The 24,809-nt window shown below is 70.4% G+C and carries 22 protein-coding genes, 1 tRNA gene, 1 riboswitch and 1 other annotated feature; of the genes, 7 read left to right on the top strand and 16 right to left on the bottom strand.

The features are described 5' to 3' along the window. Positions 1-238: 238 nt before the first annotated feature. Positions 239-715 carry an Hsp20/alpha crystallin family protein gene (locus H2O74_RS11385; protein WP_182111690.1) on the top strand — a complete coding sequence of 159 codons (477 nt, stop codon included), beginning with the start codon at positions 239-241 and terminating at the stop codon, positions 713-715. A 91-nt stretch (positions 716-806) separates the two neighbouring features. Then, positions 807-882, top strand: a riboswitch (cyclic di-GMP riboswitch). Positions 883-900: 18 nt separating this feature from the next. Then, positions 901-1,131, top strand: coding sequence for a BldC family transcriptional regulator (locus tag H2O74_RS11380; protein WP_182111689.1), 231 nt, complete (start codon positions 901-903; stop codon positions 1,129-1,131). Between the two features lie 88 nt (positions 1,132-1,219). Here H2O74_RS11380 and H2O74_RS11375 read toward each other — a convergent pair whose 3' ends face one another. Further along, on the bottom strand, positions 1,220-1,993 hold the full coding sequence (locus H2O74_RS11375) for an SDR family NAD(P)-dependent oxidoreductase (protein ID WP_182111688.1): 774 nt from the start codon (positions 1,991-1,993) through the stop codon (positions 1,220-1,222). A gap of 1,125 nt (positions 1,994-3,118) precedes the next feature. On the opposite strand from H2O74_RS11375, the gene H2O74_RS11370 reads away from it, so the two are divergent. Genes H2O74_RS11370 through H2O74_RS11360 form a run of 3 tightly spaced genes read left to right on the top strand, consistent with a single transcriptional unit; the run spans position 3,119 to position 5,885 of the window. Beyond that, positions 3,119-4,117, top strand: a complete 999-nt coding sequence (locus H2O74_RS11370) for a hypothetical protein (protein WP_182111687.1) — start codon at positions 3,119-3,121, stop codon at positions 4,115-4,117. Positions 4,118-4,125: 8 nt separating this feature from the next. After that, entirely contained in the window at positions 4,126-5,202 is a 1,077-nt protein-coding gene (locus tag H2O74_RS11365; RefSeq protein WP_182111686.1) for a hypothetical protein, read from the top strand. Further along, entirely contained in the window at positions 5,202-5,885 is a 684-nt protein-coding gene (locus H2O74_RS11360; protein ID WP_182114231.1) for an ABC transporter ATP-binding protein, read from the top strand. The genes H2O74_RS11365 and H2O74_RS11360 overlap by 1 nt, the downstream gene beginning before the upstream one ends. Before the next feature lie 490 nt (positions 5,886-6,375). On the opposite strand, the gene H2O74_RS11355 is transcribed toward H2O74_RS11360, so the two are convergent. The 5 genes from H2O74_RS11355 to H2O74_RS11335 all read right to left on the bottom strand — a co-directional run bounded on the left by H2O74_RS11355 (position 6,376) and on the right by H2O74_RS11335 (position 8,928). Then, positions 6,376-6,475, bottom strand: a tRNA-Arg gene (locus H2O74_RS11355). A gap of 250 nt (positions 6,476-6,725) precedes the next feature. Next, positions 6,726-6,998 carry a hypothetical protein gene (locus H2O74_RS11350; protein WP_182111685.1) on the bottom strand — a complete coding sequence of 91 codons (273 nt, stop codon included), beginning with the start codon at positions 6,996-6,998 and terminating at the stop codon, positions 6,726-6,728. A 26-nt stretch (positions 6,999-7,024) separates the two neighbouring features. Next, on the bottom strand, positions 7,025-7,519 hold the full coding sequence (locus H2O74_RS11345; protein ID WP_182111684.1) for a hypothetical protein: 495 nt from the start codon (positions 7,517-7,519) through the stop codon (positions 7,025-7,027). An 11-nt stretch (positions 7,520-7,530) separates the two neighbouring features. Then, positions 7,531-7,635, bottom strand: a sequence feature (AL1L pseudoknot). Then, positions 7,596-7,862, bottom strand: a complete 267-nt coding sequence (locus H2O74_RS11340) for a transposase (RefSeq protein ID WP_255491580.1) — start codon at positions 7,860-7,862, stop codon at positions 7,596-7,598. (Overlaps the previous feature by 40 nt.) After that, on the bottom strand, positions 7,840-8,928 hold the full coding sequence (locus H2O74_RS11335) for an EcsC family protein (protein WP_182111682.1): 1,089 nt from the start codon (positions 8,926-8,928) through the stop codon (positions 7,840-7,842). Before H2O74_RS11335 ends, H2O74_RS11340 begins: the two co-directional genes overlap by 23 nt. Positions 8,929-9,364: 436 nt before the next feature. Here H2O74_RS11335 and H2O74_RS11330 point away from each other — a divergent pair, with 436 nt between their 5' ends. Continuing rightward, positions 9,365-9,637 (top strand): DUF3892 domain-containing protein, encoded by a 273-nt coding sequence (locus H2O74_RS11330; protein ID WP_182111681.1) that lies wholly within the window; start codon positions 9,365-9,367, stop codon positions 9,635-9,637. Between the two features lie 915 nt (positions 9,638-10,552). On the opposite strand, the gene H2O74_RS11325 is transcribed toward H2O74_RS11330, so the two are convergent. The 6 genes from H2O74_RS11325 to H2O74_RS11300 all read right to left on the bottom strand — a co-directional run bounded on the left by H2O74_RS11325 (position 10,553) and on the right by H2O74_RS11300 (position 21,270). Beyond that, on the bottom strand, positions 10,553-13,306 hold the full coding sequence (locus tag H2O74_RS11325; RefSeq protein WP_182111680.1) for a class I SAM-dependent DNA methyltransferase: 2,754 nt from the start codon (positions 13,304-13,306) through the stop codon (positions 10,553-10,555). Further along, positions 13,303-16,575 (bottom strand): helicase-related protein, encoded by a 3,273-nt coding sequence (locus H2O74_RS11320; RefSeq protein WP_255491579.1) that lies wholly within the window; start codon positions 16,573-16,575, stop codon positions 13,303-13,305. Before H2O74_RS11320 ends, H2O74_RS11325 begins: the two co-directional genes overlap by 4 nt. 190 nt (positions 16,576-16,765) lie before the next feature. Continuing rightward, a complete protein-coding gene (locus H2O74_RS11315; RefSeq protein WP_182111679.1) occupies positions 16,766-17,077 on the bottom strand; it encodes a helix-turn-helix transcriptional regulator in 312 nt (103 codons plus the stop codon). A gap of 9 nt (positions 17,078-17,086) precedes the next feature. Further along, positions 17,087-17,320, bottom strand: a complete 234-nt coding sequence (locus tag H2O74_RS11310) for a hypothetical protein (RefSeq protein WP_182111678.1) — start codon at positions 17,318-17,320, stop codon at positions 17,087-17,089. A gap of 67 nt (positions 17,321-17,387) precedes the next feature. Then, the gene (locus tag H2O74_RS11305) at positions 17,388-20,456 is read right to left on the bottom strand and encodes a recombinase family protein (RefSeq protein ID WP_182111677.1); all 3,069 of its coding nucleotides are present in this window, start codon (positions 20,454-20,456) and stop codon (positions 17,388-17,390) included. Positions 20,457-20,919: 463 nt separating this feature from the next. Further along, a complete protein-coding gene (locus tag H2O74_RS11300; RefSeq protein WP_182111676.1) occupies positions 20,920-21,270 on the bottom strand; it encodes a hypothetical protein in 351 nt (116 codons plus the stop codon). 414 nt (positions 21,271-21,684) lie between these two features. Here H2O74_RS11300 and H2O74_RS11295 point away from each other — a divergent pair, with 414 nt between their 5' ends. Continuing rightward, positions 21,685-21,840 carry a hypothetical protein gene (locus tag H2O74_RS11295; RefSeq protein WP_182111675.1) on the top strand — a complete coding sequence of 52 codons (156 nt, stop codon included), beginning with the start codon at positions 21,685-21,687 and terminating at the stop codon, positions 21,838-21,840. 200 nt (positions 21,841-22,040) lie between these two features. Here the strand turns inward: H2O74_RS11295 and H2O74_RS11290 are convergent, their stop codons facing one another. The 4 genes from H2O74_RS11290 to H2O74_RS11275 all read right to left on the bottom strand — a co-directional run bounded on the left by H2O74_RS11290 (position 22,041) and on the right by H2O74_RS11275 (position 24,730). Then, positions 22,041-22,586, bottom strand: a complete 546-nt coding sequence (locus H2O74_RS11290) for an SMI1/KNR4 family protein (RefSeq protein WP_182111674.1) — start codon at positions 22,584-22,586, stop codon at positions 22,041-22,043. 31 nt (positions 22,587-22,617) lie between these two features. Further along, positions 22,618-23,955, bottom strand: coding sequence for a WXG100 family type VII secretion target (locus H2O74_RS11285; protein ID WP_182111673.1), 1,338 nt, complete (start codon positions 23,953-23,955; stop codon positions 22,618-22,620). Beyond that, positions 23,952-24,278: a hypothetical protein gene (locus H2O74_RS11280; RefSeq protein ID WP_182111672.1), complete on the bottom strand. Its 327-nt coding sequence runs from the start codon at positions 24,276-24,278 to the stop codon at positions 23,952-23,954. The genes H2O74_RS11285 and H2O74_RS11280 overlap by 4 nt, the downstream gene beginning before the upstream one ends. 161 nt (positions 24,279-24,439) lie before the next feature. Continuing rightward, complete coding sequence (locus H2O74_RS11275) at positions 24,440-24,730, bottom strand: hypothetical protein (protein WP_182111671.1); 291 nt, start codon at positions 24,728-24,730, stop codon at positions 24,440-24,442. Positions 24,731-24,809 lie beyond the last annotated feature (79 nt).

The raw sequence follows: 24,809 nt of genomic DNA, 5'->3' as shown, positions 1-24,809 counted from the left end.
GGCCACGGGACTCTCCCGGTATTGGTGCGGATGGGGCGGATCGCCCTTGATCCACGTCCCACGGTACGAGCCCGTCGCGGCTCCGGGCTGTGCCAAAGGTCCCCGGGACAGTGGTCCCTGTCCCCTGGCACTCCCCGGGGGCGAGTGCTAGAACCGGAGGTAGCCGCCCGGTGCGAGCGAACGCCCCGGGCGGGTCGGACCCCGGATGGTCCGGGGTGTGTCCGAGGGGAGGACTCACATGGCTGCTCGACTGGAACCGATCGACCCGACGCGCTGGATGGACCAGCTGCTGGGCTCCGTGCGCGAGGCGGCGCAGGCGCCGCAGACCGCCGCGATGCCGCTCGACCTCTACCGCGCGGGCGACCACTACGTGCTGCAGGTGGACCTGCCGGGCGTCGACCCGGGCTCGGTGGACGTCAACGTCGAGGACCGCACGCTCACCATCCGGGCCGAGCGCACGGCACCCACCGACGCGGACGTGCAGTGGCTCGCGCGGGAGCGGGCCTCGGGCACGTACGTCCGCCAGCTCACGGTGGGTCGCGGCCTCGCCCTCGACCGGGTGCAGGCCGCCTACGCCGACGGCGTCCTGACCCTGACCATCCCGGTGGCGGAGGAGTCGCGCTCGCGCCGGATCGAGGTCCAGCACGGCTCGCCCGCGACCACGATCGGCGGGGGGCGGGGCGCCGAGGCGTCGGGGGGCTCGGCGGGGAGCTGAGCCGGCCCGGAGGGCTGGACGCGGGTGAAAGATGGGGTGCGGCCGACACGCGCTTTGCGTCGATGTCCGGAATGTGGGAACCTGTCCCCGTCAGCGACAAGGGCAAACCCACCGCGAGGTGGGGACGCAAAGTCACGGGACCCTCGAGGTCGGCCGGACGCACCGAACGACGAAGGAGTTGCACCATGTCCCCTCAGGGATCCCCCTCCGGCACCCGCAATGACGCCCCGGACTCGCTCCTGACCCCCTCCGAGGTCGCGAGCATGTTCCGCGTCGACCCCAAGACGGTCACGCGCTGGGCGAAGGCGGGCAAGCTCTCCGCCATCCGCACGCTGGGCGGCCACCGCCGCTACAGCGAGGCCGAGGTCCGCGGGCTGCTCAACGGCGTGCCGCAGCCGCGCACCAGCGAGGACTGAGGACCCCAGCGCTCCCACGACGGCCCCACCGGTGACGACCGGTGGGGCCGTCGTCGTCCGTGCCGTCCTCGTCCGTGCCGCAGGCGGCTCAGCGGGGGAGCTCGACCCCGGTGAGCGCGGCGAGCCGGGCGAGCAGGCCATCCTGGAGGGCGGTGTCGCGGGCCTCGGGGTTCGCGACCTGGACCTCGTGGCGCTTGAGGTACGCGCCGGTCACCCGCGCGGCGTCGTCGTCCGACGTGGCGAGCCAGACCTGCGTCGCGGCGCCCTCGTCCACCTCGTCCCACGCGCCCGGGCCGCCCAGCTTCGTCTTGATCCAGCCGGGGTCGACCGCGGTGACGACCACCTCGGGCCACAGGCGCGCGACGGCGAACGCGAGCGTGACGTCGAGCAGCTTGGAGTCCGAGTACGCCTGCATCCCGTCCCACGCGCGCGCCTCGAACTGCAGGTCGTCGAGGTGCGTGCGGCCCTGGGACTCCAGGCCGGAGGTCAGGTAGACGAGCCGGCGGGGACGGGGCATCAGCGCGGTGAGCAGGTACGGGGCGACCACGTTGACCTGGAGGATGCGCTCCAGGCCGTCCTCGGTCACCGTGCGCTCGCTGACCCCGCCGCCGATGCCCGCGTTGTGGATCACCACGTCGAACGGGCCCGCGGCGGTCGCCGCCCCGGCCAGGGCGCGCGTCTCGGCGAGCGAGGCCAGGTCCCCGACGACGACGTCGCTCACCCCGGGCTGGGCGGCGCGCAGGTCACGCGCACGCGCGGCGTCGCGCGCGTGGCCGACGACGTCGTGCCCGGCGGCGAGCAGCTGACGGACGGTCTCCAGGCCGATGCCGTCGCTCGAGCCGGTGACGAGGATGCGGGACACGGGGGACTCCTTCGGCCGGGACGGGGCCCCACATCCTCGCGCGGACCGCACGCACCGGTCGAACCGGTCCGTGCCGGTGCGGCGGTAGGCGCCCGACGATCGTCCATGCGGCCTCGAGCAGGACCGGCCCGCTCCTCGGGGTCAGGGTCTCCACCCACTCCTGCGCCGGGCTGCTGACCCCTGCGTCACCCCCGACGTCGAACGGCCCGTTCAGTGCGAGGTCCTCGAACGTCGCCACTGCACGCTGGCGTGCTCCTGGGGTGCCGTCAAAGCGTCCGACGTCGTCGACGTCCGCGCGGTCTTGGGGCTTACCGGGGCGCGACCTGGGTCGCCTGCTGACGGCTCCCCGCGGTCGGCTCGGCGCCCGAGGCGGTCGACGGATTGCAAGCCGTAGGAGAACTCCTGGCGGCGGGCGCTGGTCCTGCGGTTGTGCCACCAGGAGTCGGTGCTGAGGCGGTCGAGGACTACGGGTCCTTTCGCATCGACCCACTCCGCCGCAGGCTGGCCGGCTCCGTCGCGGTTCAGGGGTCCCGGCCGGCGGCAACCCGGACTCGAGTCACTCGGCGGTCCGGACCAGCTCTTGGCGGATCTGACTGCCGAGTACGACGCGCTATGGGCCCAGGGCGCCCCCCGCCGACCGGCGTCTTGGAGCAGTTCGCGAGCCGTGAGCGGTCGCTCGCCGCGACGGACTTCGGATGCCGCGAGGCGTCCAACCTTCCGTCGACAGTCGCGGAGGTGCGCACGGAGCTGGAGGACGCGTTCTTCACTGCGCACGTCACCGAGCTCGAAGCGATCCGAACCGCACTGGTCGAGGCGGCCGACGACTAAGTCCGCGGAGCTCGAAGCGAAATTCCCGCGTCCAAGGCGAGGGAGCCGGGGCGCGAATCCGCGCGCCCGTGACGGATAGAGAAGGAAGGGAAACCCGTATGCGCAAACAGCTGCACGCCGCCGCCGCGGTTGTCGCCTTCGCCTGCTGCCGGGAAACGCGACCCGCTTCTACTACGGTCACACCTACGTCCCGTGGGCGCCTGGTGACCTTCCCCACTTGCGGGCGGGGTTGAGCACCGGCGTCCGCCCGGCGGGGTGACGCCCGCCGGCCGGACGCCGTCCGACGAAGGAGGCGGTGTGCGTTCACGGTGGACCGGGTTGCTGGCCGGCGTCAGTGCGCTGCTCGGAGTCCTGATGACGGTGTCGGTGGCTTACGGACTGACGCTCGCCGACGGGTGGGCGCGCGGGCACCTGGGCCTGCCAGCGAGCTTCGTCGGCTACAGCGTCACGTCCGCTGGACGCGAGGTTCAGGCGGACGCCGCGGGGCAGGTGCTGGTCGCCATCGGCGATGCGTCCGCGACACTTGTGGTGACACCTGCTGCGGGTATGGGCGCTGCAGCTGTGGGCGTCATGGACACGACCGGTGCGGTACCGCTGCTGCGCGATGTGGGCTCGGCGGGCGCTCAGCCGGCCAGGGCGCCCGAGGCGCCCGGTGCGAGCACCAAGCCGTGGGTAGTCCTTGTCGAGGGCTCCTACACCGCTGGCCAGGTCGTGCGCTCCGGCACGGCGACATTCCTGCCGCCGGGATCGACGGTCATCGGCACAACCGGGTACCCGATGCTGCCGAGGGACACCCAGTACTTGTACGCCCTCGGTGGAGCGCCCTTGCCCAGCGGGGATTATTTCATCGACGCGTCGAAGGGAGTGGAGACGGCGATCGTGACGGCGCTGACCGACGCGGGGTTCCAGGTCGAGCCGATTGAGCGACCGCCGCTGGCGCAGGTGGTGGCATCGGACCCGTTCACGACAGTCTTCGCCATACTCCTTGCCGGCGCCTTCGTTTGCGTCGCGCTGCTGGTCGTCAACCAGTTCACCTTTCACCGGTCGCGCGTGGACGTGCACCGCCTGCACGGAGCGCACACGGGTGCCCTGCTTCGCCTGCTTGCTCCCGTCGGCATCGCGACGACGTCGACCGGGACCTTGGTGGGTAGTGCCCTGACCCTGCTGCTGGGCCGGCGTCACCTCGATGTGGTCTCGGCCGGGATGGGTTGGTTCGGCGCCACCTGCCTGACACTGGCCGCTGCCGCGCTCGGCGTGGCGATCGGGTCCCGCCGCACGCGGGAGGCTGCCAGGTGAGGGTTCAGATGAGCGCAGGGCTCCGTGATGCGTGGCGGGTGCGGGGCAGGACGGCACTGTTCGCTGCGATGGTCACGATTGGCACCGTCCTCACGGCCACCGGCCTGAGCGAGCTGGGCTCAAGCGTGGCTGACGTACGCGTCGCGGAGGACCTCGGTCGCCGCGGCGCGACGTTCTTCCGGGTGCACTACCTCACCGACGAGCCGTTCGAACCGACAACTGAGCTGGCCGAGCTGCTCGACCAGGAGCTGCGCCACGGTGGCGCCGCGTTCACGACCGTTCGCTTCAACCATGGCGTGCGCGAGACGTTCCCGTACCCGGTGCTGCTGGTCCTCGGGGACTTTGAGGACGCCTTCGGTCTGCCTGAGATCCCGGACGGCTCGGCGGTAGTCGGTGAGGACGTGGCCCTGTACGGCGTGGGCGACACCGTCGACCTCGGTGTGACCACCGTCGAGGTGAGCGGCCGGCTTGCCCCTGGGGCGGTGTTCCTCGACCCCTGGCAGTCCAGGGAGACCTTGGCACGGACCGTCGTCGTGAAGGTGGGTCTGGACGACCTGATGGCCCTCGGGTGGCCCGCTCAGGAGGAGGCCGTCGCCCGCACCGTGCTGCTGGCGCCGACCACCACCGTGGTGGACCGCCTTGTCGATGAGTCGTGGAGCTCGGGCCTACAGCTCGTCCCGGCTACGGTTGCGGACGCAGGCGGACAGACCTTCGCATCTCACCAGCGCGACAGTCTGCTCTACACGGCCATGTACACGGCCTTTCTGCTCTTGGTGGTCGTCGCAGTGGGATCGTCGGCGGCCGCGACCGCGCGCCGCGCACAGCGCTCGCTCGCGATCCAGCGGCTGCACGGCGCGCGGATCGGGGACGTGGTGCTTCGCCTGGCGACCTACCTCGCACTTGTCGTGCTGGTGCCGGTCCTGGGCGTGCTGGGCCTTGCCGCCTTGGCCTTGCCCGACCTGGTCAGCGTCGTGCCGTGGGCGATCGCCGCTGTGACTGCCGTGTACGCCGGGCTGGTCGCCCGTGTCTCGTCCGTCGTTGCCCGCAACGACCTTGCGGCTCAGCTTGGAGGAAGCAATCTGTGATGCCAGCCCTGCACCTCAACGCGGTCGTCAAGACGTTCGGTACCGGAACGGCACGCGTTGACGCTCTCAAGGGAGTGACCTTGACCATTGGCGCGGGGGAGCTGGTGGCGGTCATGGGACCCTCCGGCTGTGGGAAGTCCACGCTCCTGAACGTCATGGGTCTGGTGGTCCCGGCGAGCGCGGGAACCGTCACGGTCGAGGGAGAGGAGGTCACCCGGAGCTCGGATCGCAGCCTCGCCCGGTTGCGGAACCGCACTTTCGGCTACGTGCGGCAGGACTTCGCCCTCATCGACGAGGACACGATCAGGCAGAACGTCGAGGTGCCGCTGCTATACGGCGGACGCCGCTTGCGACGCAAGCTCCGCAGCCAGATGTGCGCCGAGAGCGTGGGCGCGGCGCAGCTCGACGTGCCTCTGAGGCGCACGGTGCGGACCTTGTCGGGTGGTGAGCGTCAGCGGGTGGCGATTGCGCGCGCACTCGTCGGTTCCCCGCGCATCGTGCTCGCGGACGAGCCGACTGGTGCGCTCGACAGCGCCACGAGCAAAGCGGTCATTGACCTTCTCGTGTCGGTCGCAGAGCGGGGCAGCTCAGTCGTCATCGCGACGCACGACGAGCAGGTCGCTGCGCGTTGCGGCCGCATCGTGCAGATGCACGACGGCTCCCTGGTTGACATCGGTGAGTGACGGGGCCGAATGGAGATCGGGGGACTGACCCAGCAGGTGCTGCGCCGAGGGACGCGGGAGTCGTATGTGGCTGCCGATGCCTTCGGGAGCCTCGCCGATCCAAAGCAAGGCATCGCGCCGGTCACCGTCGTGCCTGGCGGCTGGCCGAGCCGCCATGCCCGCGCGAGATCGCACTTGGGGCCCTTGTTTCGGAGGCAGACGGTAGGTGTGTTGCTCGGGTCGTTCGGTGCGGTCCATGGCCGCGAGTACGCGATGAGCGGCGCCTCGGCGTCGTCGGGGTGAGCTCACGGCCGCTGGCCGTGATGTGGGACCGCGCCGTGAACCAATGGCACGGTCACGCACCGTTGTGCCTGAGCCGGACCCGCAGAGTGGCGGGATCGCTGACGGAGCTCTGACCCGTCCGACATCGCGATGATCTCCGCGATCTCCGCGCAGCGATGCGGGGACGACGGAGCCCCGGCCACCATGGGTGGACCGGGGCTCTGATCGGTGCCCGCGGCAGGAATCGAACCTGCGGCCTTCTGCTCCGGAGGCAGACGGTAGGTGTGTTGCTCGTTCCGGACGATGCGGTCCATGGCGCTGACCTCGGCGTCGAGGCGGGTAGGGCCTTCGACGCTACGGCGACCGGGTGTGTCAGCACCAGCAGCATCGTCGGCAGAGCGCCAAGCCGTACGGCGCGTGCGACGGCGGCAGCCGCACGGTGGTTGATGCTGCTTCGCCGTGGGTGTGGCGTGGTGAGCTTGCACCGGTGAGCAGTTTGCTGCCCTTCCGCGTGGACGCGGAGAAGGCGGCAGGTGAGATGGAGAACGTCGCGGAGGTCACCGGTCCGGCCCGGGCCGCTCAGAGCTTCATGCCCTGGTCGACCCAGGCGTACCCGCGTGCGGGAGTCGCGAGGTTCGGCTCGACGTCGTCGTCGCGGTCGCTCACCGGGAAGACGGCGTCCTCCTCGACGGACCAGGCGAGGGACCAGAACGTCTCTCGGGGACCGAGCACCCGCAGGAGTGCATCAGCGACGACGGGGGCACGGGAGGCAGCGAGCTGCACGACGATGTCGTGCGGGTCGTCGACTTCTGCCCCGAGGTGGTGCCGTTCGGCCAGGCGTCCGGCGGCCACTGGCCTGACCCGCGGTTCCGGGCCAGTCAGGTCGGCGTGCCCGAGTGCGTCCAGGCCGTCGCCGGGGGAGCCTTCGTCGGCTGCGTACACGTAGAACTCGCGTGCAAGCAGGGACAGGGCGGCGGGTCGACGACCCTCATGGCTGGGTCGTCGCCGTCGGGCAGGGCGGCACGGCGCACTGCGGCCATCGCGTACCCGGCCCACTGGACCTCGCATGACGACGTCCAGGTGTCGAAGAGCTCGGCTGCGAGCGGCAGCAGCGGTCCGAGCTCAGCTGCCCAGTCCCGAGCCGGCGCAGTCACCTCAAGCGCACTGTCGTCGTCGTCCTCCGCACCGTCGACGTCCGACTCGGTGGCGCCGAGCGGCCCGTCGGGCTGGTTCGGGTTGTTGCGGTCTGCCGCGGTGGCGCCAGTCTCGCTCGGGCGGCAACCGTGGTCCTGGTTCTCGCGCTGGTCCCTGGTGTCGGGGTGGGTGAGCGCGGCGACGTGCCGGTGGACGAGGTCGTGACCTTCCGGCGTCACGACGATGTGCTTGGCGAGCAGCTGCCTGCAGATCGGCTCGACCCCAAACTCCTGTGCTCGTCGATGAACTCCACGATCACCGTTGTGGGCGGTCGAGCTCCGCCGCGAAGAAAGCCGACGCGCTCTTCAGGATCGCGTTGGCCCGACGCAGCTCGCGGTTCTCCCGCTCGAGCTCAGCCAGGCGCAGCGCGTCGCTGGTGGTCGTGCCGGGCCGGTCACCGGCATCGACCTCGGCCTGGGTCACCCAGTTCCGCAACGTCTCTGGGTTGATCCCGAGCTGGTCGGCTATCCGACGCAGGGCCCCGACCCGGGTCGCCGGGTCACGACGCGCGTCGACCGCCATCCTGATCGCCCGCTCGCGGAGCTCGTCGGGGTACTTCCTCGGTGCTGCCATGACTCTCATCCTCCGTGGGTTGAGAGCCTCCATGGAAGCCGGGGCGGTTCAGGGAGACGGGAACCTTGCCGCCCTGGTACCAGCGGGCCATGAACTTCTCCAGGGCGGCGACGAGCTCGTGGTCGCCTCGCAGCTTCGCCGACCAATTCTGGCGACCGAAGGTGGCCTGGGCGGCGCGGGCGGTGTCCTTGACGGGCTTGGCCTTGGCCGCCTGCTTGAGGAACGTGCGCGCGACGAGCCGGTCGACGAACGCGCGCTCGTCGGGGTCTTGTACGTCGAACCCGTAGGAGTAAGCGATCCGGGACGCGATCGCGGTGGTCAGGACCTGGATAACGATGACGTCGAGGCCGATGGACAGGGGTATGCCGGCGACGGGCACGAGGGCCAGGGCGCCCATCGCGCCGCCTTCGAGCGCGCCGGTGGTGCGCCACTTGAGGGTGTTGCGGGTCAGGAGCCGCTCGCAGTCGCGCAGCTCGACGGTGCGCAGGGCCATGAACGTGTCGATGTTCAGGCCGTGCTTGTGCGCGATGGCGACGACGGTCTCGGGGTCGGTGAGCTCGACCGCCCACGCGTCGACCAGGCGCAGCAACTCGATCACGGCGTGTGCGGTCGGCTGCAGGGTTCGGTCCAGAACAAACCCCCCGGTCTTGGCAATCCCGTCGCGTACGGGCTCGGGCAGTGCGTCGCCGACGGCGCGGACGACCTTCCCAGCCTGCTGGGTGGCGGCGTCGGTGAAGTCGTTCAGCCAGTTCGGCAGGCCGCGGGCGTTGTCGCGTGCGGCCCAGTGGGCGTTCAGCTTCTCCCAGCGGGCCTGCTCGTAGGGGTCACGGGATGTCTCCGATCGTCGCCGACCATGGTGTCCGGTTCGCCCCGTGCGGCGCGTGGGGCGTCCGGGTGGCGCGGGGGCGAGCAGACCACGATCGGCGTGGTCGGGGGTTGAGCCGGCGAGGGCGGCTGGCGGTGCTGGGGGAACGAATGGCCGTCTCCGCGATCGAACTGCCCCGCGTTCAAGCATGTCCCGTCGTCCGCTGGCGCGCCCGATTTTGCCCATAGCGAACGTAATCTGTGGATTCGCCTGTGGATGGTGTCGCCTGCGCTTGTGTACGACGACTGCCTGAACTACACGCGTGTGATCCCGGCGGCGCCTTCGCCCTGGTCAGCGGCTCGAGGACGGCACTACACCATGTAACCGACATGCGCAAGCGCCTGTGTGAACGCGCAGGTCAGGCGCGTGCGTGCCCGTACTGCGTGTCGGGCACGGGGTGTACCGTCGTGGACGCACGAAGACCCCGGATTGGAAGTGCCAACCGAGGTCAGCGGCTCCACCGGGGTCGACGAGGTTCTTCGCAGGAACTCGGCCGACCCTACGCCTGTCCGGGTGCTGCGCGCCATCCTCCGGCGCGTCGCGGGCGATGCAGGGGAGCCGTCGTGCAGGGCTCCCAGGAGGGGCCATGCCGATGAACACCTACCAGGTGACGCACGTCAGCAAGGACCGCAACGGCGACATCACGGAGATCGGCCGGAAGGCCACCGCTACCGACAACGGGTGGCGGCTCTCCACGGCGACCTCCATTTCGAGGATCGAGGCCCGGACGGAGGGCTACTACGTCCTCCTGCCGATGCGTGCCGACATCATCGTCGAGCGGGGCCCCTACCGGAAGTACCTCCGGACGACCGCGGACTCCACGACCAAGAACAACCTGGACTCCCTGCCGCTGCTCTGACGCCTCTACGGGAGACCTCCGGTGCGCACCTCGGCGCCGGGGGTCTCTCGCTGTCAAGGAGGAGCGCTGCCCGCAGCCGAAGCGCCAGCGGACCCAACCACGCAGCGTCTGGGGTTGATCCTGTTCTCCGAGACGAAGGAGAAATACACGAGGTTGGCCATCGCCTGGGTCCTCCTCACAGGTCTTGGGCAGCCCGCTGGGCTGGTGGCGGGGTCGGTCCGCGCCATGAGGTCAGACAGTGAGGGAGACCCGGCCGGACGCAATGGGCTTCACGCGGCCGGACGGCTGCAGTCGTGCGTCACACGGTGAGGGGTGAGCGCTACCGTCGGACGGAGGCCGCCCCACGGGTGCCGGGGACGGGAGGTCGCGCCGATTTCAGGACGCCGTCGATGTCGAGCGCGATGACGGGCCGCGGGCAGGTGGTCATGGCGTCAGTGTGCCGCGCGCCGGCCAGAGGGCCTTGCGGGCCGCGGGTCGTTGCGCGTGCGGCGGCCGCGGGCGCGGTCGCGGTCATCGACCACCAAGGGAAACGACTATGAGCGTGACCACGCCCACAAACCAGATGCCGTCCGCCGTGGCGACGGCGATCGACGCGATGGACACCGACGACCTGCTGCGTGCGGTCGTCGCCGAGATCAACTGAGCCTCGCCCCAGAACGCCCTGCAGAACCACATGCTCCAGGTGTCGGTCCTGGCCGGCGGGGTGGAGGTCAGCCGCCCCGAGTGGCAGTAGCGGCTGGAGATGGTCCTGACGATCACCCCGGGCTCGACGCTGCGCGAGGCGCTGCTGCGCATGATGCGGGCCATCTGGTCCAGTGAGCTACGGCCGATCCGTCCTCTCGAGGACTGAGCCCGAACGACCGAGAGGGCGCCACCACCAGGTGGCGCCCTCTCGCGCTGCCCCGGAGCGGGGCGTCAGACCGGCAAGCCGGCGGTCATCTTCGCGTATCGACTCAGCAGCAGTCGCTGACGCCCCAGGTCGGTGCGGTCGGTGCAGGCGAACACCGCATCGACAGCCGAGTCCAGCTGCGCATGCGCCTCCTCCAACGCAGCAGAGAGGCGCCCGCCCTCGTACAGCTCCTCCAGGGAGAGCCCGGGTTCCTGCGCACGAGCGCGCTGGACGGCCAGGGCGCCGTCCACGACGGCTGCGCGCTGCGCCGAGCTGACGCGCGGCAAGGGGAAGGAGTTGTAGTTGAACGTCTTGGAGAAGCGCGGGTCGGACTTCAGGCGGCCCCCAATCGCGCACATCCAGGCCATGAACATCGACGACGACAGGACCCCGAAGGCGAAGCTGTCGGGGTCTGCGGCGCAGAACACCAGGTTGCTGGTGACGACGCCGCCGTCGAAGTGCCCGACGGTCAAGAAGCGCCGCTTCTCCATGGCCAGTCCGGGGATCACAAGGACAGGGCCGGGAGGCTGGGTGCGCTGGGCGAACAGGTGCGGGGTTGCGGCGAGCTTGCGGGTCTCGGCGGCCCTGGACAGGAGCCGCTCGTTCCTCGAGCCCGTGACTCGCGCGGTCAGGACGGGGCTCGCGTCGATCTCGGCCTGCGTGACCCCAGGCAGCCACAGGCACCACCGCGCGTCCCCGCTGACCAGTTCGTCCGTCCCGAGGTAGGGCCGCACGTACTGGGCGGCGATCGGGTCGGCCACCACGTCCGTGTAGTCCTCGGCCTCGACGACCAGGCTCTTGCACCGAGGCATGTTGCCCATCATCACCTCGGGCAGGTCGGGCGACAGGGGCTTCTCGTGAGTTCGGACCAGGACGTCGGGGGCGTCCAGCAGGTACGGGTTGATGTGCGCGACGCCTGAGACGGTCCCTGGGCCTTTGCCGCCCGGTGCGTACGTCCACAGCTGCGGTGCGGGTGTGCTCGCGCGGTCGAAGCCGACGATCGACACGTGGACCTTGGCGCCCCGCCCTTCGGCCTCGGTGAGCCACTCGAAGGAGCGGTGCGCGAAGCGGCAGCGCCACCCGGCGCGAAGCAGTGGCTGCCACAGCTCGATGACCTGCTCGCCCTGGGAGACGCTGTTCGTCGAGACGAACGCCCACTTGCCCGGCAGATCGCCGTAGTACGCGGCGGCCTTGGCGTACCAGCCGGTGACGTAGTCCAGGTGCTTGAGGGTCTCGCGTCCCCAGGCGCGACGCAGGTCCCCCTTCTGGTCGCTCGTGGCCAGGCGGTCACCGCTGAAGGGAGGGTTGCCGACGATGACGACGTCAGCGCTCGCGGGCACGACGGTCTGCCAGTCGATCCGCAGCGCGTTGTCGAGGTGGATCTTCGGGGCGAGCCGGATCGGGAGCCGGTCGGGCGCGAGACCGAACTCCTCCTCCATGTTCTGGTTCGCGAGGTGGTCCACGAGCAGCATCGCGGTCCCTGCGATGCGCGCGGGCCACTCGTCGATCTCGATCCCGAAGAAGTGGTCGAGCGTCACGCGCACGTGCTCGGTGACGTCCAGGGTCATCTGCGAGCGATTGATGCCACCTGTGTGGATGCCGGACAGCAGGTCCAGGTCGCGGCGCCGGATGAGTGCGCGGAGCTCGAGGGCACGAAGCTCGCGGTAGGCGACGACGAGGAAGTTCCCGCAGCCGCACGCGGGGTCCAGGATCCGGATCTTGCTGAGGTCGTTGATGAACCTGGTCAGCTGAGCCTTGTCGTCCATCGCGCGGTCGAGTCGGTCGTTCAGCTCGTCCAGGAACAACGGGCCGATCGTCTTGAGGATGTTCTGCTCGGTCGTGTAGTGCTCGCCGCCGGCCCGGCGCGCTTCGGGCTGCTTGACGGTCTGGAACATGGACCCGAACACGGCCGGGGAGATCGTCGCCCAGTCGAAGTTGCAAGCCTCGAGCAGCTTGTCGCGGAACGCCGCCGGGAGCGCGGGCAACGCGAGGAGCTCACCGAACAGGCCGCCGTTGACGTAGCGGAAGATTGCGTACGGCGAACCGGCGGGAAGGTGCCGGTCCTGGTCGGCGGTGTTGAGGACGTCGAAGAGCGCGTGCAGGTTGGTGTGGAGGGTGGCGCTCGTGGTGTGGTTCTCGAGGAAGGACTTGAACAGGTCCGGCTTGACCTTCCACATGCCGGTGTCGTCGGCGAACAGCAGGAACAGCAGTCTGGCCAGGAGCAGCGTCGCGGCGTCCTCGGTGAGCCGAGCGCCCTTGAGCTGCGTGTACAGCTCCTTCATCAGACGCGCCGCCCGGACGGCGGCCGTCTCGGCCTCCGCGTCGAACGCGGCCCGCATCCGTGTCATGAGCTCGACGAGGCTCGGGTCCTCGTCGTAGCCGATGGTGATCGCGTGGAGCTTCTCGGTCAGGTGCGGGTTGGTGTCCCCGACGTGGTGCGCATGCGTGAGCAGCGACGCGTTGGCGACCGAGGCCCGGCCGCGTCGCGGCCAGCGCCAGTGCTGCTCGGATCCGTCGGTGAAGATCACGAGCCGCTCGTGGTTGTCCCTGCCGACGACGGCGTCGATGGCCCTCTGGACCGCGGGGTCCGGCAGGGTCGCGCAGGCCCACACGCGCATCCCTTTGTACCCGGCGACCTGGGTCAGGGTGTAGGTCGAGCCGTCGGCGAGGGTCACAGGCAGCGGTCGCCGATCGGGGTTGGACCAGCCGAGCTCCTCGATGAACAGGCTCTCGAAGTCTCCGGTGTCGACACGCTTGAGCAGGGCCGAGCTGGTGGTCACGGGCGCACTCCCATGCTGGAGACGATGCGGACGGGGTCGGACCCGGCGCGGGCTCCGATGACGAGCTGGTTGTCGCGGTGGAGCAGGGACACGCGGGTCGCGAGGTCGTCGTCGTTGACGCCGTCGCGGACGGCCTTGCGCAGGCGCCGCTCGGCCTCGGAGGTCAGCGGGTGGTCATACAGCGCGCCGAGCGCCTCACTGGTCTCGGGGTCCTGAAGGGTGTTGCCCAGACGGTGCCAGATGGCGCGGCGCACCCCGGTCAGGGCGCCGGAGGACCCGGGTGGCGCGGCGAGCGGCCCGCGCACGAGCGCCAGCAGCAGCTGGTCGTGGTCCTCGCGCAGCGGCAGGCCGGCCTCGTCTGGGTGGGCTTCGAATACGCGCAGCGCTTCCTGGCCGGTGATGAGACGCGTCGTGCCGTTGGGCAGGGCGAACCCGAACCCGTCGAGGTTGGACGTGGTGCGCACGAAGCACGCGACGCCCTCGTCGCTCTCGGTGACGCGACGTGCCCGGGTGGCGTCGACGAGGTCGGGCAGCGTGGATATGCGCTCGGCGAGCTCGGGGTCGTCCTTGGTCGCGGCGACCCAGTACTGATACGCCAGGGACGCCGCGTCGACCTCGCCTTCGTCGTCGGGGTCCTCGAGCGTCCCGTTGTACAGCTCGCCGAGCCTGTGTGCGTCCTCGTCGGTGCCGAAGCCGGTCTCGTCGCCGAAGAACTGCTCGTCGGAGCCGAACGCCGCGGCGCTGGCCTTGAGCCGGTCAGCGATGCGCCGGCGCAGGTCAATGACTGCGTCGACGGAGTCGTGGAAGAAGGAGTAGACGATGACCTCGTCCGAGGCCTGCCCGATGCGGTCCACACGCCCGGCGCGCTGGATGAGGCGGATGATCGCCCACGGCAGGTCGAAGTTGATGACGATGTGGGCGTCCTGGAGGTTCTGCCCTTCGGACAGGACGTCCGTTGCAACCAGGACGCGCAGCTCGTCCTCGGGCGGCAGCGGGTCAGCTCCCGGCAGCCGGTTGGAGTGCGGGGAGAACCGGTGGGCGAGGCGGGTCGGGTGGGCGCTGGAGCCGGTCGCGACGCCGACGCCCGTGATGCCGGCGTCGAGCAGCGCCTGGCCGACGTAGTCCGCGGTGTCCTTGTACTCGGTGAAGATCAGGACCTTCTCGTCCGGGTGGGTGACGGTGAGCAGCTCGACGAGAGCGGCGAGCTTGGAGTCTGCGGCCGTCGACCAGGTGCCGTACTGCTCGAGGAGCCCGCGAATGACGTCGGTGTCGTGCTGGAGGTCCTCGGTCAGGGCGTCGGTAAACAGGGCGGGGCGCACCCACGTCAGGCCGCGGGGGTTAGCGCGCTCGAGCTCGGCGTAGCGCGTCGCGGCGTCGGTCGCGGCGCTGGCGCCGTCCAGGTCTGCCTCGGTCGGGTCGGCGTCGCCGAGGTGAAGGTCGGCGATGGACCCGGTCGGGATCGGCAGGCCCTGGGCGATCGCATACAGGAACAGCTCGTTGCGGGCCACGTGCCGGCGCAGGGACAGGATGAAGGAGTACCCGCTGGAGGACAGGCGCTTGAACAGGGTCGTGCGGACGAACCCGGCGACCTGCCCGCCGCCGGCCACGACGTTCTCGACGTACTTGCGTTCGGAGACGGTGTGGACGACGTCGCCGGCGAGGTAGGCGCCGAGCTCGTACCGTGGCAGCTCCAGGGATCGGATGGCGTCCAGGGTCGTGTCCGCGGCCATGAGGGTCGCTGGGTCGTCCGGCCCGAAGGAGTGCGTGACGGGTCGCGGCACGCGGGTGGGGAACGTGAAGCGGCGCCCGTCGCGGAACTCCAGGTACTGCTTGCCGTCGCGGCCGGGCTTGGCGAAGTTGCGCTGGATGAACGAGCGGGTGCGGCGCACCAGGTGCTCGCTCATCAGGCGCTTCCAGTCCTCGGGGGAGTCCGAGCGGCGGAACGCCTCCAGGGTGGTGATCTTGCCGTTGACCTTGCGTCGAAGGTCGGGGTCGGCGGCCAGGGCGGCGGTCGGGGACAGGCCCAGGTCGTCGTCGGGTCCGATGTAGAGGCCGAGCTGGTTCGCGACGTCGGTGAAGCGGATGTTGTACGGGGTCGCGGTCAGAAGCAGGACGCGGCAGTCGTTGACGGTCAGGTAGTCCTTGAGGGCTGCGTACGCGCGGGTCTCCTCGTGGCGCAGCGTGTGGGACTCGTCGACGATGACCAGGCCGTACCGCCCGCGGAGGTTGTCCAGGTCGGTGTGGGCGCGCGAGTAGGACACGACCGTGCCGCCGTGGAGACCGTACGCCTCCAGGTGCTCGGTCCACATGGACATGAGGTTCTTCGGGCAGACGATCAGGGGCCGGAACCCGTGCTCGTCGCGCAGCATCAGGGCGACGGCGACGGCGGTCAGGGTCTTGCCGAGGCCGACGACGTCCCCGAGCATCGTCCCGCGTCGCGACATGACGCGTCGCGCGAGGGTGCGCACCGCGGTCGCCTGGAACTCCAGGAGCTTGCCGGAGACCTCGCTGGGCACGGAGTACTCCGCGAGCCCTTCGCGCACGTCGCGTGACAGGTCGTAGCAGACCTTGAGGAAGACGTCGTAGGGCCGCCTGGGCGTGGGCGCTGCCCAGGACTGCTCGAGCAGCTCGAGGATGTCGTCGGTGACGGGGATGGAGCGGGTGTCGTCCCACAGGTCGGTGAACCAGTTGGCGACATCCTTGGCTGCGACGCCGTCGACGACGTCGACGTTCAGCTCGAGGTTCGTCGTCAGCCCTGGCCCGGTCAGGTTCGACGAGCCGACGAACCCGACGATGGGGTTGGTCAGGTCGTTGCGGTGGAAGACGTAGGCCTTGCCGTGGAGCGGCTTGCGGGTGAAGACCTTGATCTGGACGGCGCCGGCGGCGATGAGGTCGCGCAGGGACCCGAGGGTGGCGCGGTCGGCCGCGGTCGGCACGCCCCTCATGAGCTGCTCACGCAGGTGCTCGACGATCTGGGCCTTGCGCTCGACCGCCATGGCGCGGTCCGCGTCGGGGTCGGGGGTGCCGTCGAGGGTGCGCTGGAGCTCCGCGAGGGTGGCGTCCTGCGGGGTCGGCATGACCATCCCGATGAGGATCCGCACGGTCGCAGTGCCGGGGATGACGGGCTTGGCCGCGACGAGGTCGTCGAAGGTGCGCCAGCCGCGCAGGTTGAAGTAGCCGACGGCGACGTCCATCCGGTCGAACTCGGCCAGCGTCTGGCGCAGGTGCGGACCGAGCTCGATGCGGATGTTGTCGAAGATCCGAGTCACGCCAACATCCTTCTGGTTCGACCGACATGTTCGGGCTGTTCATCGGCTTGGCGGGGCCGGTCCGTTAGCCGCTGGGACGACCGGATGGTGGTGTTCTTCCCCACCAGAGCGCCGGAGGACACCACCGGTGCGAGCCGCGGCGCGTGGGTCCCCGGCCGCCGTAGCACCACGGCGAGGCGCATCCCAGGAATCAGCTGCGAAGCGGTGGGACCGGGTGGTCCGGCCACAGCCGCGTCTGGAGGGCCTGCTCCAGCTGGGCGATCGTCACGGCGTCGGGCCAGCTACGGCCTGCCAGGACGTCGTAGAGGGTCGAACGCTCAAGGTTGGCCTCGCGCGCGAGTGCCGCCTTCGACCGGGTCCCGAGGCTGCGCTCCAGCCGACGCGCGATTTCTACCGCGTACGCGACCGCGGTGGGCGAGTCGGGCTCGAAGGTGCCCTCCGGCCACTCGCCGTCGGCCAGCCACTCCCGAGGCGTGCGGTACGAGTTCGATCTCCGAGGCACGTCGGCAGGCTACAGGCGCTCACCGGCCGGATGGGATCCGCTCCCATCGGGGTGTTCGCCGGTGGTGCGGGGTGGGGCGACCAGGCGGAAGACCGCAGACGGCAGCGCGACGTCTGGCGCGTCTGCGCTGGCCAGGCGGAAGACCGCAGACGGCAGCGCGACGTCTGGCGCGTCTGCGCTGGCGAGTGCGAGGAGCGCGCGAGCCAGCTCCGGGCAGGTGTAGGTGATCGGTGTCTGCGGCATGCCAGCGACCGTGCACGGCGCCCCCCGGTGTGCAATGAGCGCACGGAGGGCGCCGCGTCGATCAGAACTACGCCGTGGGCCGTCGGCGCCACGACCTCGCAAGGACGGTCGCCACATCCTCGGGTGCCACCAGCTCGAAGCGCGCCGGACGCCCGGTGCTGCGTACGAACTCCCGGCGGCGGAGCTGGTTGAGGTTCCACTGGCACGTCTGGGCGCTCATCCCGCAGACCGGGGCCAGGTCGACGGCGCGCCAGTCTCTCCGCACGTCGGACCTCATCGTCTGCAGGATGCTGGCCTGGCGAACGGAGACCTCGCTGAGCTCGTCGTGGAGGGGACCGCAGGTGCGGCGCAGGTCCAGCATCCACTGGTCGCGGGTGACCCGCAGCGTGCGGTACGCGTCGGGGAACCTGACGCCGTCGGCGGTCGACCCCGGATCGGCGTCGACCGTGAGCCCGCATTCGCACATCAGGCTCCCGGTGATTTCTGGGGCGTGCACCACGAACAGCGCGGCCTTCCCGCAGCGGCAGAAGCGGTTGGTCAGCGACCACGTGCCGTCCGCTGCAATCTCGCGGTTGACCACCGGGCCGCGTCTCCGGCTGGCGTCCTGGTGCCACCGGGCAAAGACCCACATCTCGTTGGCGTCGACGCCCGGCATCACGTCGCGGTACCCGGCGAGAGTGAGGCGCCCGGCGGTCGCGGTGCAGTCGACCACCGCCTGAGCGCGCGGCAACCGTCGCCCGTAGAGGCTCGGGCCGGTCCACGAACTTGGGTTGGCGCCGTATGTGGCGGCGACGTGGGCCATGAACTTGGGCTCGCGCCACGGCTCGTCGAGCCACGCCGGGAGGGCCCTGCCGGTGCGCGCGTGCAGAACCAGTTGCGCCAGCTCCGGGAACGGAGCGGCCGTCAGCAGACGGGCGGCCTCGGGTGCGATCCCGGCGTCATGCTCGAGGCGGTAGCGGGCCTCGGCTCGGGACTCAGCGGTCTGCGGCGCCGCGCGCCGCGCCGCCCGCATCGAGGGCACACCGACACCGGACCTGGCCACCTGCCATTGGATGGGACCGAGCTCGGCGACACCGTCGGCGACCGGCATACGAACGGTCGCCTCCGCCGTCCACGCGCCGTGCGGGTCACGGGCCAGCCGAACATCGGGAACCAGGATCCGAAGCGCGGCGTGCTCCTCGGGCGTCAGGCGCGTCCCCCGGACGAGCGTCGCCATCGCCGCCAGAAGAACATCGGTGGCGCTCTCGAAGGTCGGAGGCGGGCCGCCAGCGGGCTGCTGGTCCAGATCGCACAGCTCTCGATCGAGGTCCTCGACCTCCACCGCATACGCGTCCGCGAAGGCAACGTACTGCGCACGCAGGGTTTCGGACGTCGCGTCGAGAGACGATCGCTTGGCGTTGCTCAGACGGAGCCGGGCGGTGTGCAGCTCCCGTAAGAGGCGTTCGCGGGCGAGCGATCGCTCGTCGATGAGGTGACTGCGGTCCTCGAGCCGGTACGCGCGAACGTTCTCGCGCAGCTCGACCGGCACCCCGGACGCGCACGCCTCCGCGAACGCCCGGACGAAGCCTCGCATCATCGACGCCTCGTCGACGTAAGCCAGCGTCACACTCGGTGCGGGCCGGACTGGGCGGGTTGCTGCGCCACCCGCGGCCACGGCCGACCCAGTCGCGGGCGGCAACGGAGCACGCTCCACAATCTTGTAGCGCCCGTGCGGGGCGACCAAGAGCTCGTAGGCGTTGTTGCCTTCCTGCCAGCCGTACCCGGAGAACGCGGCCAGGGTCTTCGTGCCGCGCCGGCGCGGGTTGTGGACGGCGGGGCGGCGGTGCTCGTTGTTCGGGCCGAGGACGGCCTCGTGCAGGTCCCCAGCCATGGAGCCGGCCCTGACGGCGTCGGCCAGCGGGCGGTCGGGCGAGCGTTCCTGCGCGTGGACCTGATCGGCGAATCGGCGTCGTGCGACCTCCGCGACGCGTTCCAAGAGGGCCTGCTCGGCCCATCCGCCCTCGGGAACTCCGGGAGTCATCAGGACCTGCACCTCGCCCCTGGCGAGCGGGTTCGCGTCGTCGTACACGACCGGGGCGCCGGCGAAGGTCTCGATGCCCTTGAGCGGCGAGGAGAACCGCCACACGTACTCGCCGGTCACCCACAGCGGTACCCACGCCAGGAAGGAGTCGACGAGGGCGCGCGGGTTGTTGCGGGCGCGGGCCGACTCCCCGACGGTCCGATCGTCTCGCGGCCGCTTCATCGGCACGGCGTCCTCTGCGAGGCGACGGACGGTCAGCGCGGGCGACACGTCATCTCCCAGGACGAGCAGGAGTTGCCGGACGCGGCCGGCGAGCTCCGGCACGGGCACGAGCCGCTTGCCGTCGAGTCGGTAGCCGAAAGGCACGGTCGTCTTGCCGAAGAGCCATTCCCCGCGGCGTCCTGCTGCGATCCGACCGGTCATCAGGCGCGTGACGATCCAGTTGCGTTCCATCGACGCCATCGCTCCGAGGACAGCGAACTGCATGCGCCCGTACTCGCTGTTCTCGCCGACCAGCTTCATGGTCAATGGGCCGGCGCAGATCTGGTCGACGTGGTCGGGCAGCACCTTCAGGAGGAGGCCGCCTTCTTGGTCGGATCGCACCAGGCGACTGACGTTCGCTGCGACAAGGGTCTGCGGGCGTGCCTGGCGGACCTCGTCGAGAAGGACCTGCGTGAAGTCGTTGTCGCCGGCGGCGTTCGCCTTCGCGGCGGAAGCCATGGACCACAGGTGCAGGAAGGGACCGACCTGGAACCGGATCACCGTCGTCCGGCCGCGCACGAGCCGCTGGATGAGCACGACCAGCTCAAGCACTTCTCCGCTGGGGAAGCGCACCCGGAACGTGTACGACCCCTTCGCGTGCATGGGTGCCATGCCGGCGTCCAGGACCGCAGCGACCCAAGGGTTGCTCTGGTACGGCTGGTAGGTCTGCTCGCGCATCGCGTCGAACAGCAGCTCGTTGCTCTCGTCTGACTCCCGCACCTCGAAGAGCGCACGGATCCTCCCGTTGACCGGGACGGGGTCATCCGGTCCGAGCGGGATCGACCAGGCGCCAGTGGGTAGCGCCTCCATCATCAGTGGGTTCATCGCCATCGCATCCTTCGAGTACAGCGGCATGCGCGGTGCGTGCTCGCGGGTAGCGTGAGGCGAGCACGAGCCATGCGTGCCCAACCTGCTCCGCCATGACGCTGTCTCTGGTCAGACGAACCACCGTGCCGTACTCCATGCCCAAGTGTAGGTTCTAACCTACGCATAGCACGAGTCCCAGAGGGCGGGTAGCGGACGACCGGCCGCTTCCGTCCCGTCGTTCGCTGACCATCAGCTGCGTCGACGGGCACCGTCCGCGCTCGGGGCTTGGACGCAACCTCCCGCACCGAGCCGCGTGGGCATGGCCGCCCAACGGCTCGGAGGTCCCGGGCCGTGCTCGCTGCGAGCGGTGATCGGGCAGGGGCGGCGTCGTCTGTCCGTCGGCCGCCGGAGATGGGCGCGAGGAGCAGCCAGCCCCGTGTGGCTCTGCCCCTGTGACCGCATGGTCAGCGCGGACGCATCCGGCCGTGTGGAGGCTCCGGCCTTCGGCGCGTCAGCCGCCGTTGAGCCAGCTCTCGTAGTCGGCAGCGGCCTGCATCAGTTCCGCTTCCGTCACGAAGGAGTCGTCCGCCAGGAGGTACGGTCGGTCGAAGTGCGTGCCGTCAGAGCACATCACGTCGTTGTGCCAGTCGTAGTCGATCGTCGCCTCACACCAGCATTCCCACGTTTGGACCGCGGGCGGGAGCGGCGTGTCATCGGAGGGCGGCGCGTTCGTGGGCAAGGATCCGAATAGGCGAGGTTCTGGTTCGGTCGTGTGTGCGCTCGTTCCCTCCGACCCGCTGGCGCTCTCAGGGGTTGTGTCTGCCGAGTAGTACCAGCAGTCGAGTTCGTCGTTGTGGCTCAACCCGCGCTCGTCGCAGGGGATCACCCCACCGGTTGCTGGTGAGCCAGGAGCCGATGGCGCTGGGGGATCGACACGTGGCGATGTGCTGGTGCACCCAGCAAGGACGATGAGCGGGAACAGGGCCACCGCTTCCCACCGACGCGTCCTCTGACGGTACCCGCGGTTAGGTGCCGCCGTCGTGGTGCGCGCGGGCGAATCCGAGGTTCACGATCGCGCCGTCCGCCAGTGACGGCTCCCCGGTTGATGTTCCTTCCCTTTCGTCACCGTCGAGCACCCGCCACGGGAAGCGCGGCATCCCTCCGGCGCGCCGGCGCTCAGATGGAGGACTGCGTCGCGCGGACGTCCAGCACGGTAGCCGCAAGGTCCGGGCGGTAGCCTGAGGACGCACAGAGGGCAGCGCGAGGGGATGAGCAGATGGCGCGCAAAGTGGTGCCCGCGTCGACGCTGCGCAAGGTCGCGCTGAAGTCGCGGCGCGCCTCGGCGCGCCTCGAGCGGCGCGAGGTCCCCGAGGGCTTCCGCCGCACCGTCCAGGTCGAGAACTTCGTCGCGAAGCGCCAGAAGCAGGGGTGACCCCGTTCGAGCCGGACTACGTAGAGACCCACGCGGGAGCCTCTGGCGTGGCGCAGACGCCCCGATGGCACTCGTCGCTGTGACGGGCCGGGCGCGGTCCGCGACAGGCGCGCATGTGCGTCCCTGTTGAACGGCCGACACATCACACCCGCGCGCAAAGATGGCGACGGAGCCAGGCCGCACCGGCCTGGGAGGCGCCGCTACGGCCGTTCGGCAGCGGCGCGCAGCCGGTCCAGTCGCCGTTCGGTGTACTGGATGATCGCGCCGAGCCACTCATAGACGTTGTCCTGAGTCTCGACGAGCTCGCTGGCGAACCAGATGACCGGGTGCCCGCCGTCGGTGAGCTGGCCGCCGCGCCACACGGCAAACACGTCCTCCTGGGACTGGGACACCGCGATGATGTCGAGCTCTTCGCGTGGCGGCAGCCCCGGCGGCGGCTCGCCGTATAGGTAGCCGAGAAGCATGTCCCCGGTGCGCCACAGGTCCGAGCGGCCCAGGTGGTCCAGGGAGAGCAGGCTGATGTCGCCGAACATCGAGTCCCACCCGTTGATGAAGGTGAGGAGCTCGGCGTGCTGGGCGTCCAGCGGCCGGCCGAGGCGCTGCTCGGTCGCGGCGACGTCCGCGGGGGTCGCGGCGAGCTTGGGGACCGTCAGCGGGTACAGCGGGCTAACGGTGTCGAGGCGCATGCGCAGCTCGGCGAGCTGGCCGATCTTCGCGGCCCAGAGTCGAGCGGTGGCCTGGCTCACGGGTGACTCCTTCCGGCGGGTGGGACGGCGGTCATCGTGCCACGTGTGATCCGTCGGGCATTACCGCTTCGAACACGGTGGGGATGTGACCGACGGGGTACTGCGGCGCCTTGCCGCCCAGTGAGGTGTTCACCAGCGGGGACTGGTCGTGCCACTCATAGGCCTCGGGGCGCCCTGTCCAGGTGGTGTCGGGGGCGTGCCCGACGTGCCCCTGGTAGGGGGTGCCGGCGGCGGCCGCTCGAGCGCGTTCGGCTGCGGCCGCGTCGCTCGCCGCTTCACGCAGTTCCCCGCCGGTGCCGACCCGGCCGGTCTCTGACAGGGCGCCGTCCAGGCGGGCGGCGTTGGCGGTGTCGACGTACCGCAGGACCTGGGTGACCTCCTCGGCGGACATGTCCTCCCGGATGCGGAACGTCACCGGTCCATCGCCCGGCGTCGGGGTTGCGAGCTCGTCGGCGGTGTACCTGGCGGCGCCCGTCGCTTGTGTCGCTGCGTCGGTGAGCTCGTCGGCGCGGCGCGCGCCGGCACCGGCGGCCGCCTCGGCGACGTCGCGCGCGGTACGGGCGACCACAGACGTCGCACGGGCGGTGCGCGTCACGGCGGCAGCTGTGCCACCGGAGGCAAGGCCGGCGATGAGGTCCGGCACCAGGTTCCCCGCCCACCGGGCTGGGCTGGTCATCAGGGTGTCGTACCCGATGAGGTCCTTGCCGAACTGGGCCGGGTCGGCCGCGATCCGCCCGGGCAGCGAAAGGTAGGCGCTGGCGCTGGTGCCCCAGCCGGAGGGATCGATGATGAGCCGCGGCAGGGACGTGTCCCAGACCAGGGAGATGAGCCCGTCGACGGACTCCACGACGCCGTGCCACAGCTCGGAGGCGTGGTACCCGACGTGGTTCCAGAAGGTGGGCCGGTACTCGGTCTGAGCGGCAAGCTCGTTCAGGGTCCGCGCGGTGGCGAGTGTCGAGGACCATGAGCCTTCCTGGGCCTCGTCCACGATCGAATAGGCGCGCGAGTGCTCCTCTGGCGGGAAGCCACCGTCGAGGTTCGGCGGCACCGAGCGGTACAGGTCCAGGGCAGTCTGGGCGCGGCGCAGCGCCCACTTCAGCGCCCACGCGTGCTGGCGCAGCGCCGAGGCGGCGGCGGTCATCGCGTCGACGACCTTGAAAATGTCGGCCCGGGTTCCGCGGATCGCCTCGAGGTACGCATCGTGCGCTTCGCCGTCCCACGGCCCCACGTCGGTTGCGACAGCGGCTTCCGCCAGGCCCTCGAGAGCTGTCCCGGTCGCCTCGAGGTTGTCCGCGTCGGCGAACAGGGACTCAGGGTCCCCTTCGATGAGGTCGCGTGCGGTCGCGGCGGCCGACAGGTCGACGATCACCTGCGCGCTCCTGGGTCGGCCAGGCACACGTCGACCGTCGTGTCGGTCTCGTCGTACCGGTTGGCGGCGGCGATCAGGTTCTGCCCGTGCTCGTCAAGCGCGGCCGTGGCGCGTTCGATCGCGTACGCGTACCGGTCGGCGAAGTTGTTCGCTGCGCTGGCCAGGTGCCCGTCGTAGGCGCTCCGGCCCTCGAGCAGATCGGTCGCGCCCGACCCGGCGAGGGCGTCGGACAGTGCAGTGAGGCGGTGCGCCGCTGACCGCAGTACGTCGACGTCGACCTCGAACCCGTGGCTCAATGCGTTCCCCCGTCCGTGCACGGCCATGTTGCGGCAGCGTTCCCTATCAGGTCCACCCGTGACAATGCTGGTCCGCCGGGTCCCGCGGAATACTCGGGCGCTCGTGCGGGCGCGGGGGACCGGTCCGGGGTCTTCACGTACTCACGGGAGTTGAACAGCGCAGAGCACGGCGGCGGCGGCGCCGTCCTTCACAGTGCCAGGCGCAGGGTGGCGAACTGCGCGCTGCGCCACGTCCCGGTCATCTCGGCCGCGTGCTCGAGTGCCACCACGATCTCGCGTTCGGGCAGTCCAGTGAGCTTGAGGTCCAAGAGGAAATCGGCGACGTCGTCCACGTCCGCGTCGATCGGGGACACCGCGTGCGCCATGCACCAGGAGCCCCAATGCTGCGCCGGCGTCGGTGCCCGGGGCGGTTCGTCGTGAGGCGTCTTCTCCACATGACGGATCACACCACCCAGCGGCCACGGAGATCCGATGTCCACAGACGATTGGTTGGCGCGCGTGGTCGAACGGGTGCGCGTTTCTCAGTCCGCCGAAGCCCGGACCGACCGCCGTCCGAAC

Origin of the sequence: Actinotalea sp. JY-7876, from assembly GCF_014042015.1 — a bacterium.
Classification (GTDB): domain Bacteria; phylum Actinomycetota; class Actinomycetes; order Actinomycetales; family Cellulomonadaceae; genus Actinotalea.
The sequence above is the reverse complement of the archived record's forward strand: the minus strand, read 5'-3'. Positions and strand labels throughout refer to the sequence as shown.